This is a genomic window from Rhodococcus sp. NPDC054953 (genome assembly GCF_053609225.1).
On the sequence record NZ_JBSGXD010000006.1, the window covers coordinates 38,233 to 51,361 of the forward strand.

At 71.3% G+C, this 13,129-nt stretch carries 11 protein-coding genes; 8 read left to right on the forward strand and 3 right to left on the reverse strand.

Annotated elements, in window-relative coordinates:
• Positions 1-138: 138 nt before the first annotated feature.
• The 6 genes from sucC (at position 139) to purH (ending at position 7,190) form a co-directional block, all read left to right on the forward strand.
• Positions 139-1,308 (forward strand): ADP-forming succinate--CoA ligase subunit beta, encoded by a 1,170-nt coding sequence (gene sucC, locus ACWF62_RS06230; protein WP_378505601.1) that lies wholly within the window; start codon positions 139-141, stop codon positions 1,306-1,308.
• 13 nt (positions 1,309-1,321) lie between these two features.
• On the forward strand, positions 1,322-2,236 hold the full coding sequence (gene sucD / locus ACWF62_RS06235; protein WP_378505602.1) for a succinate--CoA ligase subunit alpha: 915 nt from the start codon (positions 1,322-1,324) through the stop codon (positions 2,234-2,236).
• A gap of 194 nt (positions 2,237-2,430) precedes the next feature.
• Complete coding sequence (locus ACWF62_RS06240; RefSeq protein WP_378505603.1) at positions 2,431-3,303, forward strand: DUF5336 domain-containing protein; 873 nt, start codon at positions 2,431-2,433, stop codon at positions 3,301-3,303.
• Positions 3,304-3,315: 12 nt separating this feature from the next.
• A complete protein-coding gene (locus ACWF62_RS06245) occupies positions 3,316-4,926 on the forward strand; it encodes a cell division protein PerM (protein WP_452629647.1) in 1,611 nt (536 codons plus the stop codon).
• A 72-nt stretch (positions 4,927-4,998) separates the two neighbouring features.
• Entirely contained in the window at positions 4,999-5,640 is a 642-nt protein-coding gene (gene purN, locus ACWF62_RS06250; RefSeq protein WP_378569682.1) for a phosphoribosylglycinamide formyltransferase, read from the forward strand.
• Positions 5,637-7,190 carry a bifunctional phosphoribosylaminoimidazolecarboxamide formyltransferase/IMP cyclohydrolase gene (gene purH / locus ACWF62_RS06255; protein WP_378505605.1) on the forward strand — a complete coding sequence of 518 codons (1,554 nt, stop codon included), beginning with the start codon at positions 5,637-5,639 and terminating at the stop codon, positions 7,188-7,190. Before purN ends, purH begins: the two co-directional genes overlap by 4 nt.
• Before the next feature lie 82 nt (positions 7,191-7,272).
• Here purH and ACWF62_RS06260 read toward each other — a convergent pair whose 3' ends face one another.
• From ACWF62_RS06260 to ACWF62_RS06270, 3 genes are all read right to left on the reverse strand, one after another.
• Positions 7,273-7,464: a hypothetical protein gene (locus ACWF62_RS06260; protein WP_378505606.1), complete on the reverse strand. Its 192-nt coding sequence runs from the start codon at positions 7,462-7,464 to the stop codon at positions 7,273-7,275.
• A gap of 566 nt (positions 7,465-8,030) precedes the next feature.
• The gene (locus ACWF62_RS06265) at positions 8,031-9,002 is read right to left on the reverse strand and encodes an alpha/beta hydrolase family protein (RefSeq protein ID WP_378569638.1); all 972 of its coding nucleotides are present in this window, start codon (positions 9,000-9,002) and stop codon (positions 8,031-8,033) included.
• A gap of 47 nt (positions 9,003-9,049) precedes the next feature.
• A complete protein-coding gene (locus ACWF62_RS06270; protein WP_378505608.1) occupies positions 9,050-9,622 on the reverse strand; it encodes a DUF4126 domain-containing protein in 573 nt (190 codons plus the stop codon).
• Between the two features lie 102 nt (positions 9,623-9,724).
• Here ACWF62_RS06270 and ACWF62_RS06275 point away from each other — a divergent pair, with 102 nt between their 5' ends.
• Together ACWF62_RS06275 and ACWF62_RS06280 are read left to right on the forward strand one after the other, a co-directional pair.
• Entirely contained in the window at positions 9,725-11,134 is a 1,410-nt protein-coding gene (locus ACWF62_RS06275) for a sigma 54-interacting transcriptional regulator (RefSeq protein ID WP_452629648.1), read from the forward strand.
• Positions 11,134-13,083 (forward strand): VWA domain-containing protein, encoded by a 1,950-nt coding sequence (locus ACWF62_RS06280; protein ID WP_378505610.1) that lies wholly within the window; start codon positions 11,134-11,136, stop codon positions 13,081-13,083. Before ACWF62_RS06275 ends, ACWF62_RS06280 begins: the two co-directional genes overlap by 1 nt.
• Positions 13,084-13,129: the final 46 nt, after the last annotated feature.

Here is a 13,129-nt window from a genome sequence, read left to right on the forward strand (position 1 = left end):
TCCGATGTCGTGACATAGGCCACATAGCACCAAGGCGAGGGCCGTGTCACGGAATCAACTAGATATTGTCCCGGACGGACCCGCTCCTACCCCTCGAGCGGGCGTCAACGCAGTCAACGCAGACGAGACGGTGAGCAGATGGATCTCTTCGAATACCAGGCGAAGGAACTCTTCGCCAAGCACGACGTGCCCACGTCGGCCGGCCGTGTTACCGACACCGTCGCCGGTGCCCGCGCGATCGCCGAGGAAATCGGCAAGCCCGTGATGGTCAAGGCGCAGGTCAAGGTCGGCGGCCGCGGCAAGGCCGGTGGCGTCAAGTACTCGCCCGACGCGGACGCCGCGCAGGCGAACGCCGAGGCGATCCTCGGCCTGGACATCAAGGGCCACGTCGTCAAGAAGCTGCTGGTCGCCGAGGCGAGTGACATCGCCGAGGAGTACTACATCTCCTTCCTGCTCGACCGCACCAACCGCACCTACCTGGCGATGTGCTCCGTCGAGGGTGGCGTCGAGATCGAGGTCACCGCCGAGGAGAACCCCGACGCCCTCGCGAAGATCCCCGTTGACGCCGTCAAGGGTGTCGACCTGGCGTTCGCGCGCAGCATCGCCGAGGCAGGCAAGCTGCCCGCAGAGGTGCTCGACGCCGCGGCCAACACGATCCAGAAGCTGTGGGAGGTCTTCATCAAGGAAGACGCTCTCCTCGTCGAGGTCAACCCCCTCGTCCGCACGCCCGACGACCAGATCCTCGCCCTCGACGGCAAGGTCACCCTGGACGCGAACGCCGACTTCCGTCAGCCCGGCCACGCCGAGTTCGAGGACAAGGACGCCACCGATCCCCTCGAGCTCAAGGCCAAGGAGAACGACCTCAACTACGTCAAGCTCGACGGCGAGGTCGGCATCATCGGCAACGGCGCGGGCCTGGTCATGTCGACCCTGGACGTCGTCGCCTACGCCGGTGAGAAGCACGGCAACGTCAAGCCGGCCAACTTCCTCGACATTGGTGGCGGCGCCTCCGCAGCGGTCATGGCGGCTGGCCTCGACGTCATCCTGAACGACGTCCAGGTCAAGAGCGTGTTCGTCAACGTCTTCGGCGGCATCACCGCCTGTGACGCGGTCGCCAACGGCATCGTCGGCGCCCTGGAGACCCTGGGTGACGAGGCCAACAAGCCGCTCGTCGTCCGTCTCGACGGCAACAACGTCGAGGAGGGTCGCCGCATCCTCGCCGAGGCCAACCACCCGCTGGTCACGGTCGTCGCCACCATGGACGAGGCCGCCGACAAGGCCGCCGAACTCGCGTTCGCCGCGAAGTAAGGGACACAGAACAATGGCTATCTTCCTGACCAAGGACTCCAAGGTCATCGTCCAGGGCATCACCGGCGGCGAGGGCACCAAGCACACCGCGCTGATGCTCAAGGCGGGCACTCAGGTCGTCGGCGGCGTCAACGCCCGCAAGGCCGGCACCACCGTGTCGCACACGGACAAGGACGGCAACCCCGTCGAGCTGCCCGTCTTCGCTTCGGTCGCCGAGGCGATGGAGAAGACCGGCGCGGACGTCTCGATCGCGTTCGTCCCCCCGGCGTTCTCGAAGGACGCCATCGTCGAGGCCATCGACGCCGAGATCCCGCTCCTGGTGGTCATCACCGAGGGCATCCCGGTGCAGGACTCCGCCTACGCGTGGGCCTACAACGTCGAGAAGGGCAACAAGACCCGGATCATCGGCCCGAACTGCCCCGGCATCATCACCCCGGGCGAGGCGCTGGTCGGCATCACCCCGGCCAACATCGCGGGCAAGGGCCCGGTCGGCCTGGTCTCCAAGTCCGGCACCCTGACCTACCAGATGATGTTCGAGCTGCGTGAGTACGGCTTCTCGACCGCCATCGGCATCGGCGGCGACCCGGTCATCGGCACCACCCACATCGACGCCATCGAGGCGTTCGAGAAGGACCCCGAGACCAAGCTCATCGTGATGATCGGCGAGATCGGCGGCGACGCCGAGGAGCGTGCGGCCGACTACATCAAGGCCAACGTCACCAAGCCGGTCGTCGGCTACGTCGCGGGCTTCACCGCTCCCGAGGGCAAGACCATGGGCCACGCTGGCGCCATCGTCTCCGGCTCCTCGGGCACCGCTCAGGCCAAGAAGGACGCCCTCGAGGCGGCAGGCGTCAAGGTCGGCAAGACGCCGTCCGAGACCGCCGCACTCGCGCGCGAGATCCTCGAGACCCTGACCGTGGGCGCGTAAGCACCCCCCCTGGTTCACGCCGACGGGCACCTGCACATGCAGGTGCCCGTCGGCGTTTTCGGGGGAGCGCGCCCGGCGAATCGGGAGGTCCGCGGCGCGGCGCCGCGCGGCACCGTGCCGTCACCGCTCGGTGCGCTAGCGTTGGTCCACCACCCTTTCCGGGAAATCCACCGCCCCATGTCGAGGAGCCGACGATGACGTATCCGCCAACAGGACCCGGCTATCCGTCCGCGGGCCCCGCGGGTCCGGGCCAGCCGCCGTCCCCGCCGGCAGGCGGGCTCGCTGGCCGGCCACTTCCGCAGCTGCTGCTCATCGCGGTGGCCGCGCTCGGGGTGGTGAACTTCGTCGCCGGGTTCGCGCCGTACGCGAAGGTCACCACCTTCAACGACACCCCGCTCTCGCAGAGCTCCTTCGAGGGCGGCTATCCGGTGCTCGCGCTCGCGCTGCTGCTGACCGGTGGCCTGCTTGCCGGGCTGACGCTGCTGCCGGGGCAACAGCATCAGGCGACGGCGGCGGTGACCTCCCTGGTCGGCTTCCTCGTTGCGCTGTTCTTCCTGTTCACCCTGTCCGACGGGGTGAGCCTCGCGTGGGGCGGCATCCTCAACCTGATTCTGGCGTTCGTGCAGGCGGCCGCCGCGATCGCGGTGCTGTTGTTCAGCCTCGGCCTGGTCCGAACGCCCGCCCCGCGTCCGTCCGGCTACGCCCAGCAGCCGTACGGTGCGCCCGCACCCGGGTACGGCCCGCCGCCCGGGTTCCCGCCGGGATACGGCCAGGGACCGCAGCAGTCGCCCGGGCAGCCCGCCGGGTACGGTCCGCCCACCGGATACGGCCCGCCGCAGCCCGGCTACGCACCGCAGCCCAACCCGTACGCGCCCCCGCCGGGGGCGCCGACGCCGCAGCAGGCGCCCGGCCAGCCCTACGGGCAGCCGCAGGCGCCAACACCGCCGCCGTCCACACCGCCGCCGTCGACGCCTGCCACAGGCTCGGACCCGGACGCGGGAGGCGACAACCCCGCCGCGCCGACCCGCGCCTTCGGGGTGGACCAGCCCGGCCGGACCGACAGCTGACGTCGCCGGACGATGGACTCCGCGCTCAGCCGCATTCCCAGCCGCTCTGACGGTCAGCGGCGTTCCCCGCGCCCGCCGACGCCGCGCCCGCCGAAAGCGACTCGCCCCAGTCCGACGCCCGAACAGGCGCGGGCCCTGCTCGGGCTGGCGCTGCGCCCATCGCTGCTCACGGTCGCCCTGATCGGCACCGGCATGCTCGTCACCCTGGTCGCCGCGAACAGCGACCTCACCGGGACGAGCGGAGCGGTCGCTGCGGGGTGGCTCGCCGTGCACCAGGTTCCGCTGTCGATCGGCGGCGCCGCGCTGGGCGCCCTGCCGCTGCTGCCGACGCTGGTGATGGTCGCGGTGGTGGCCAGGGGCTGCGCCAGGGTGGTGCACTCGTCAACGCCGCGGCACGAATGCTGGTGGGTGCTCGGCGCGGCCGTCGGTGGGCCGGTGGTGGTCACCGCGATCGCGCTTGCCGTCGCCGCGGACGCGTCGTCGGTGATCGCCCTGTCGATGCCGAATCCGGTGGTGGCGTTCGCCTGGGTGATCGCCGTGCACGTGATCGGGGCGGGCATCGGGATCGGGATGCGCCTGTGGCGCCCGGCCGTCACCTTTCTCGGCGTGCCCGACTGGGTGCTCGCCGCCGCCCGCCCGGCGATGCGCGCGGCGATGGCGTTGCTCGCCACCGGGGCCGCGATCACCGTCGTGTCGCTGCTCGCGTCCTGGTCGACGGTCGGGATGCTCATCGGGTCCGGGGAGGGGTTCGCCGGCGGCCTCGGGTTGACGCTGCTGTCGATCCTGTACCTGCCGAATGTGGTGGTCGGTGCCACCGCGGTGCTGGTCGGCTCCTCCGTGCACGTGGGTTCCGCGTCGGTGAGCCTGTTCGATGTTGTCGGGGGTCCGGTGCCTGCGCTGCCGGTGCTCGGGGCACTGCCGGAGCAGGCGGGCGGCGACGGCTGGCTCGCCACGCTGGTGATCCCGGCGGCGATCGGGGTGCTGTTCGGGCGGGAGTGCGGCCGCCGCGCCGCGTCCCCGCTGCTGGCCGCGCAGACGGCGCTGGTCGGTGCGGTCGCGGTCGCGGTGGTGTTCGCCGTCCTCGGGTTCACCTCCGGCGGTGCGCTCGGGTCGTTCGGCTCGGTCGGCGTCACCCTCGTCACGTTCGCGGGTGCCACCCTGGGCTGGCTCGCGGTGTGTGGTTCGGCGGCCGGTGCCCTGACGCGGTGGCGCACGCACCCGGAGTCGACGCCCGCCCGCGAACCGGCGCGTCCCCGTCCCCCCGCCGCGACCCTGGCCCTGCCCGGAGCCGCCGCGTCCGCCGCGGTGACGGAGGCCCCTGAAGAGTCCGGTGCAGCCGAGTCCGGTGCAGCCGAGTCCGGTGCAGCGGGGGACGAGGGCGCCACCGACCCCGCGCCGCGACCCGGGCCCGCGGTGGTGGAGGCCGAACTGATCGACGACGCGGCCACCGCACCGCCGGTGCTGGACGTCGAGCCGGGAGCGGTCGTGGACGCGGAGGTGGTCGACGACGAGTCGGAGTTCCCGCCCGCGTCGGACGTGGCTGCGGGCGACGGCGTGGCGCAGGTCACTGACCTGCGGTCGGACGAGGACCTGCCCGACGGGACCCGGACCAGCAGCGACTAGTCTTATCGGGCGTCGGCGCTGCCGACGCGATCCACGGCCGGCTCTCCGGCCGACGCCCCGAGGAGTAGAGCCCTGACTGCCCCGCACGTGTTCCGGCCCGACGCCACCGGTACGCCGGTCCGGGTCGTGGTACTCGCTTCCGGTACCGGAAGCCTGCTGCAGTCGCTGATCGCGGCCGCCGTCGACGACTTTCCGGCGCGGATCGTCGCGGTCGGCGTCGACCGCGACTGCGCGGCCGCCGGGCACGCGGAGGCCGCGGGCATCCCGTTCTTCACGGTCGCCCTCGGCGCACACCCGGACCGCGCCGCGTGGGATCGCGCGCTGACCGACGCCGTCGCCGCACACACCCCGGACCTGATCGTCTCCGCAGGCTTCATGAAGATCCTCGGCCCCGAGTTCATGGGCCGGTTCGGGGGTCGGATCGTCAACACCCATCCCGCGTTGCTGCCGTCGTTCCCCGGCGCGCACGCCGTCCGGGATGCTCTCGCCTACGGCGTCAAGGTGACCGGATCGACCGTGCACCTGGTGGATTCGGGTGTGGACACCGGGCCGGTGCTGGCCCAGGAGCCGGTCGCGGTGTGGGACGACGACGACGAGGCGAGCCTGCACGAGCGCATCAAGACCGTGGAACGGCGACTGCTGGTGGAGGTTCTCGCCGCCGTCGCGACGCGAGGAGTTGTTTCCGATGGACGAAAGGCCGTGATCCCGAAGTGACCGAACGTAAGGCCCTGCGCCGCGCACTGGTGAGCGTGTACGACAAGACCGGCCTGGTGGAACTCGCCACCGGCCTGCACGAGGCGGGCGTCGAGCTGGTCTCCACCGGATCGACCGCCGCGACGATCGCCGCGGCCGGGATCCCGGTCACCCCGGTCGAGTCGCTGACCGGCTTCCCGGAATGCCTTGAGGGTCGGGTGAAGACGCTGCACCCGCGCGTGCACGCCGGCGTGCTCGCCGACACCCGCAAGCCCGACCACCTCGCCCAGCTCGAGGAGCTCGGCATCGAGGCGTTCCAGCTGGTGATCGTGAACCTGTACCCCTTCACGCAGACCGTCGCCTCGGGTGCCACCCCCGACGAGTGCGTCGAGCAGATCGACATCGGCGGCCCGTCGATGGTGCGTGCCGCGGCGAAGAACCACCCGTCGGTCGCGGTCGTGGTTGACCCGGCTCGCTACTCGGAGGTGCTGACCGCGGTCGCGGCCGGCGGCTTCACCCTCGCCGAGCGCACCGCCCTCGCCGCGCAGGCGTTCCAGCACACCGCGTCCTACGACGTCGCGGTTGCGTCGTGGATGACCTCGACCCTCGTCGACTCGGATGCGCAGTTCCCGGAGTGGGCCGGTGCGAGCTGGGACCGCAGCGCGGTGCTGCGGTACGGCGAGAACCCGCATCAGGCCGCCGCCCTGTACGTGAACCCGGCCGCCCCGGCGGGTCTGGCGCAGGCGACGCAGTTGCACGGCAAGGAGATGTCGTACAACAACTACACCGACGGTGACGCCGCGTGGCGTGCCGCCTTCGACTTCGAGGCTCCTGCGGTCGCGATCATCAAGCACGCCAACCCGTGCGGTGTGGCGATCGGTGCGGACATTGCCGAGGCGCACCGGAAGGCGCATGCCTGCGACCCGGTCAGCGCGTTCGGCGGCGTCATCGCCGCCAACCGCGAGATCACCGTCGAGATGGCCGAGCAGGTCGCGGAGATCTTCACCGAGGTGATCATCGCCCCGTCCTACGCGCCCGGTGCCGTCGAGGTGCTGGCCCGTAAGAAGAACGTCCGCGTGCTCGAGGCCGTCGCGCCGACCGAGTCCGGCATCGAACTGCGCCCGATCTCCGGTGGTGCGCTGTTGCAGCAGCGCGACGTCCTCGACGCCGAGGGGGACAACCCGGCGAACTGGACCCTCGCGGTCGGTGAGCCCGCCGACGAGCAGACCCTGAAGGATCTCGAGTTCGCTTGGCGTGCTTGCCGTTCGGTGAAGTCCAACGCGATCCTGCTGGCATCCGACGGGGCGTCCGTCGGGGTCGGCATGGGGCAGGTCAACCGGGTCGACTCCGCGCACCTCGCGGTGAACCGTGCCGGTGACCGGGTGGCGGGCGCGGTCGCGGCGTCCGACGCGTTCTTCCCGTTCCCGGACGGACTTCAGGTGCTCATCGACGGTGGCGTCAAGGCCGTCGTCCAGCCGGGTGGGTCGGTCCGCGACAACGAGGTGATCGACGCGGCGCGTGCGGCGGGCATCACCATGTACCTGACCGGGGCGCGGCACTTTGCGCACTGACGCGAAGCGGTATTTCGTGCACTGACACGGACGCTGTCCGCCGAAAGGTGTGCACCCAAGTGGGTGTGCACCTTTCGTGCGTTCAGGCGGCGTTGCCGGAGATGACGATGCGGGCGGCGCCGCGGTCGAGCAGTTCCCGGGCCAGGTCGGTGGCGGCGGCGCGCTGGCAGGCGTCGGTGTGCGACAGGTCGAGGGTGACGGCGTGCCCGGTCAGGTCGTCGGGCAGGTCCGCCAGCGGGCGGGTCGGACTCAGTTGGTTGAAGCGCAGTTTCATGTCGGAGCTCCTCGGCTCGGTGGTGCGCCTTCGAGTGTGTCGGCGCTGTGTGTTCGGGACGTTTCGGTCGGGCGACGGTTCGGGAAATTGCTCGGGTAAAAGAAAAGGCACCCGGGCGGTGTGCCCTGGGTGCCGAGAACTCTGATCCGTTTGTCGTCAGGATGGTCCTCGGCGTACACGCTTGGCGAAAATGCAGGAACGCCACATGGCCACGTGTGCCGCCGATACGTGCGTCAACGTCGACATGGCCGGGTTCCCTTCTCTTCGTGGTCGGTTGTTAGCGGAGCACGTTACCGCACGGCGACGTGTGCGCGCATCTCGATAACGTGGTCGGCGTGTCGCGGCGCCGGGCGTTGGCCCGCGGGCGACATCGCCGCGCTTCCGGAAAAGGTGTGTGCACAGTGGGTTTCGCGGGCGCACGGGGGTTTTCGGCGTGCAGTGGGGGTGTGGGTGCGCGAGGGGGCGTGTGCACAGGGGATGTGCGCGGGCGGGGGTGGCGCGGGGGGCGGGACGGCGTACGCGCCCGCCCGGGTAGGGGAGCGCGTACGCCGGTGCTGCCCGCCCGGTCAGGAGGGGAGGGCGGCGAGCCAGTTCTCGAAGGCGGTTCGGAACTCGCTCGAGAACGGCAGGTCCTCGATGTAGTCGGCGCCCGTCGAGGGCCGATCGCCGATCTCCTTGAGGACGTGGTTCACGGTGGTCATCCGGACCGGGGTGACCACGGCGCCGGTCAGCGCCGCGTCGAGGGCGTCCACGTCGGCGCGGGCCACCTGGATGTCGCGGTCCGCGCAACTCGTCAGCACGGGCAGCCCGGCGGGCAGCCGGGTCGCCAGATCGCGCGGGTCGAGGGCATCCTCCTCGGCGAGGGCCTTGGCGTTGACGGACACCAGGCCAGCCAGCCGCAGCGGTTCCGGCAGGTCGTCGGGAACGGTGCCGTCGGCGCGCAGCGATTCGACGGCCGCGGTGAGACCGGTGCGCAGCTGGTCGGCGAGCTCGACGGGGAGCTGACCGGCAGCGACGGCGGCGTCCACCTGCCCGGTGATCTGCCGGGTCAGCAGGTCCAGCAGACGAACCGCGAGCGGCTCGACGAGGCCGAGTCCGCTCAGGGGCGGGGTGTCCTCACGCACCGCGAGGGCCATCGCGACCAGGGCGCCCTCGCTGTGGCCGATCACCAGAAGCCGGTCCGCGTCGACGTCGGGCTGGGCGGCGAGATTGCGGAGCGCGTCGGCGGCGGTGTCGACGAACACCGAGAAGCCGAGTCCGGCCACGTCGTCGACGGTGTAGGGGCCCAGACCGGTCTCGCCGCTGCCGAGCTTGTCGTACCGCAGGCTCGCGATGCCGGACTCGGCGAGGGTCTCGGCGAGGAACCGGAGGGTGCCGATCGGTCCCGGCATCACGCCGCTGTCGCCGTTGCGGTCGGTTGGCCCGCTGCCGGCGAGGAGCAGCGCGGCCGGGGCGGGTCCGGCGAGCCGGTCGGGGACGAGGAGGCTGCCGTGGACGGTGACGTCGCCGCTGGTGAAGGTGATTTCGGTGTCGACCATGCCGACCAGTCTGTCAGGTTCGCGGTGCGAGTCCCGGCGTGCCCGCGTCACCCGGCGGCCGGGCGGCGGAGCAGGCGCACGCCCTTCCATGCGAACCACGCCAGGCCCGCGATCGCGACCGGGATCAGCAGCGGCAGCAGGAACGCCACCAGGACGAGCGTGAACGCGACGCCGTCCTCGGCGACCGACAGCACCGGGTTGGCCACCCCCGCGGTGGACGCGGTGCTCACCGCCCGGGTGCCGGTCTGCGCGGTGCTGAATGCGAGCGCGGTGGGTGCTCCGACGATGATCCCGGCGATCACCGCAGTCGACGGGTCGAGGTCGGTGAACACCGCGCCTGCCGCGATCGCGGCGGCGATCGGCCTGCTGACCGTGCCGAACACCCCGAGGGCGTTGTCCACGAACGGGATCAGGTCCGCGGTCAGTTCCGCTGCGGTGGCGATCGCCAGCGCGACCAGAGCTGCGCCCGAACCGACCCAGGCAAACGACTCGCCGAGGGAGATGCCGAACCACCCGAAATGCGCGGCGGCGCTGAGCATCAGCAGCGGAAGGAAGGTTCGCAGTCCGGTCGCGGCGGCCAGTCCGAGGCCGAGCAGGGCGGGCAGCACCCAGGTGTCCATCCGCGCAGTGTACGAAGCGCGGCCAGGATCAGCGCGTCGACCGCGCGATCGGCGTTCGCGCCGGGACGGGATGCCGAATCCGCCGAAGCCTCGTAGCGTGAGGTGGTGACTGCGTCCACCGCCGAGTCCCGGTCGCCGCGCCCCACCACGAGGACGGTGGGAGCGTTGCGGGCCTCCGGGCACGTCCAGCGCCCGGTCCGGGACGAGATCCGCGACAACCTGCTCGCCGCGCTGCGCGACGGCCGCGACCCGTGGCCCGGGATCGTCGGCTTCGCGGACAGCGTCCTGCCGCAGCTGGAACGGGCGCTGATCGCAGGCCACGACATCGTGCTGCTCGGTGAGCGTGGCCAGGGAAAGACCCGATTGCTGCGGACACTGCCGCTGCTGCTCGACGAGTGGAGCCCGGTGATCGCAGGATCGGAGCTCGGCGAGCACCCCTACGACCCGATCACGCCGGCGTCGATCCGGCGTGCCGCCGAACTCGGTGACGACCTGCCGATCGAGTGGCGGGGCCGCGACGAACGGTACTCGGAGAAGCTCGCGACCCCGGACACGTCGGTCGCCGACCTGGTCGGTGACGTCGACCCGGTCAAGGTTGCGGAGGGACGCAGCCTCGGTGACCCGGAGACGATCCATTTCGGTCTGGTTCCGCGCGCGCACCGCGGCATCGTCGCGGTCAACGAGCTGCCCGACCTGGCCGAGCGGATCCAGGTGTCGCTGTTGAACGTGATGGAGGAACGCGACATCCAGGTGCGCGGCTACACGCTGCGGCTGCCGCTGGACGTGCTGGTGGTGGCCAGCGCAAACCCGGAGGACTACACGAACCGTGGCCGCATCATCACCCCGCTCAAGGATCGGTTCGGTGCCGAGATCCGCACCCACTACCCGCTGGACATCGACGACGAGATCGCGGTCGTCGTGCAGGAGGCGCAGCTGCGGGCCGAGGTCCCGTCCCCGCTGCTGGAGATCCTCGCCCGGTTCACCCGGCTGCTGCGCGAGTCCCCGTCGATCGACCAACGGTCCGGTGTGTCGGCGCGCTTCGCGGTCGCCGCGGCGGAGACGGCCGGGGCGGCCGCCGTCCATCGCGGTGCCATCCTCGGCGAATCCGACCCGACGGCTCGGCCGGTGGACCTCGGAACCGTCGTCGACGTGCTCCGGGGCAAGATCGAGTTCGAGTCCGGCGAGGAGGGGCGGGAGAGTGAGATCCTCGACCATCTGCTGCGCAGGGCCACCGCCGACACGGTCCGGGATCGGCTCGGCGGCATCGATTTCGCCGATCTGGTCGGCGCCGTCGAGTCCGGGTCGCCGGTGGTCACGGGCGACCGGGTCACCGCGAAGGATCTGCTCGGAGAATTGCCCGATCTTGACGTCGTGGACGAGTTGGCCGAGCGGCTCGGGGCGCGAACGGTCGGTGCCCGCGCCGCCGCGGTCGAGCTTGCACTCGAGGGCCTGTATCTGGCGCGTCGGATCGCCAAGGACACCGACGACGACGGGCAGCTGGTGTACGGCTGATGTACCAGCGCTACGGGCGGTATCACGGTGGACCTGATCCGCTGGCGCCCCCGCTGGACCTGCGGGAGGCGCTCGACGCGATCGGGGCCGACGTCCTCGCCGGGTCGTCGCCGCGGCGGGCGCTGCGCGAGTTGCTGCGACGCGGCACGTCGACGATGGCTGGGCTGGATCAGCTTGCCGCGCAGGCGAACCGGAGGCGAAGGGAGCTGCTGGACGCGCACAACCTCGGGGGCACGCTCGACGAGGTGCGCGAGCTACTGGACCGGGCCGTCCTCGCGGAACGCAAGGAACTGGCCCGGTCCCTGGACGACGACGCCCGGTTCGCCGAGCTGCAACTCGCGGATCTGCCCCCGTCCACCGCGCAGGCGGTCCGGGACCTGTCCGGCTACCGGTGGCGGGATCCGCAGGCCCGCGCGGACTACGAGCAGATCCGCGACCTGCTCGGTCGGGAACTGCTGGACCAGCGGTTCGCCGGAATGAAGCGGGCGCTGGAGAACGCAACCGACGACGATCGTCGGCGGGTCGACGAGATGCTCACCGACCTGAACGCGTTGTTGGACAAGCACTCCCGCGGCGTGGACGCACCGGAGGACTTCGAACGGTTCATGGCCGAGTACGGCGCGTTCTTTCCGGAGAACCCGCGGGACGTGGAGGAGCTGCTCGACACGGTAGCCCGCCGGTCGGCGGCCGCGCAGCGGCTGCGGAACTCGCTGTCCCCCGAACAGCGTGCCGAGCTGGACGCCCTGGCGCAGCAGGCATTCGGCAGTCCCGGCCTGGTGCAGCAGCTGGACCGGCTTGATGCGAACCTGCGCGCGGCCCGGCCGGGGGAGGACTGGGATGGGAGCCAGCGTTTCCGCGGCGACGACGGGATGGGCCTCGGGGCGGGCACCGCCGCCCTCGCGGACATCGCCGACCTCGAACAGCTCGCGGAGCAATTGTCGCAGGAGTACGCCGGTGCGCAGCTCGACGACATCGACCCGGAGGCACTGCTGCGGCAACTCGGGCCGGAGTCCGCCGCCGATGCGCGAACCCTCGCCGACCTTGAACGGGCGCTGCAGCAGCAGGGGTACCTCGACCGCGGGGCGGACGGTCAGTGGCGGCTCTCGCCGAGGGCGATGCGGAAACTCGGCGAGGCGGCGTTGCGGGACGCCGCGCAGCGGCTGTCCGGCCGCAGCGGTGCCAGGGACACCCGCCGGGCAGGCGCGATGGGGGAGCCGACGGGGTCGAGCCGGTCGTGGGAGTTCGGCGACACCGAACCGTGGGACGTGACCCGCACCGTCACCAATGCGGTTCTGCGGCAGGCCGGTGCCTGCGGGCCGCCGGTCCCGGTGCGGATGCGCGTGACCGACGTCGAGATCGCCGAGACGGAGCAGCGAACCCAGGCCGCGGTGGCGCTGTTGGTGGACACCTCGTTCTCGATGGTGATGGACGGCCGCTGGGTGCCGATGAAGCGCACGGCGCTGGCGTTGAATCATCTGGTGCGCACCAGGTTCCGTGGGGACGACCTGCGGCTGATCGCGTTCGGCAGGCAGGCCCGCACCGTCACCCCGGAGGAGCTGGCGGGCCTCGACGGCGCCTGGGATCAGGGCACCAACCTGCACCATGCGCTGCTGCTGGCCGGGCGGCACCTGCGGCGCAATCCGAATGCGCAGCCGGTGGTGCTGATCGTCACCGACGGCGAGCCGACCGCGCATCTGGAACCCGATGGTCGCGCCTTTTTCGACTATCCGCCGCATCCGCGGACGCTCGGGTTGACGGTCCGGGAACTCGACAACCTCGCGAGGCTCGGAGCCCAGGTGACGATCTTCCGGCTCGGGGACGACCCCGGTCTCGCGCGGGTGGTGGACCGGATGGCGCAGCGGGTTGGCGGCCGCGTCGTCGCGCCCGACCTCGACGGGCTCGGCGCGGCGGTGGTCAGCGACTTCATTCGGCTGCGGCGACCGCGCTGACGTCGGCTCCGCCGACTGTGCGTGATTTTTACCCCAATGAGGGTGT

Bases quoted from the DNA above. Each gene is read 5' to 3' on its own strand.
- sucC (WP_378505601.1), top strand. From the start codon at position 139: ATGGATCTCTTCGAATACCAGGCGAAGGAACTCTTCGCCAAGCACGAC.
- sucD (WP_378505602.1), top strand. From the start codon at position 1,322: ATGGCTATCTTCCTGACCAAGGACTCCAAGGTCATCGTCCAGGGCATC.
- ACWF62_RS06270 (WP_378505608.1), bottom strand. From the start codon at position 9,622: ATGGACACCTGGGTGCTGCCCGCCCTGCTCGGCCTCGGACTGGCCGCC.
- ACWF62_RS06265 (WP_378569638.1), bottom strand. From the start codon at position 9,002: ATGGTCGACACCGAAATCACCTTCACCAGCGGCGACGTCACCGTCCAC.
- ACWF62_RS06260 (WP_378505606.1), bottom strand. From the start codon at position 7,464: ATGAAACTGCGCTTCAACCAACTGAGTCCGACCCGCCCGCTGGCGGAC.
- ACWF62_RS06245 (WP_452629647.1), top strand. From the start codon at position 3,316: ATGGACTCCGCGCTCAGCCGCATTCCCAGCCGCTCTGACGGTCAGCGG.
- ACWF62_RS06240 (WP_378505603.1), top strand. From the start codon at position 2,431: ATGACGTATCCGCCAACAGGACCCGGCTATCCGTCCGCGGGCCCCGCG.
- ACWF62_RS06280 (WP_378505610.1), top strand. From the start codon at position 11,134: ATGTACCAGCGCTACGGGCGGTATCACGGTGGACCTGATCCGCTGGCG.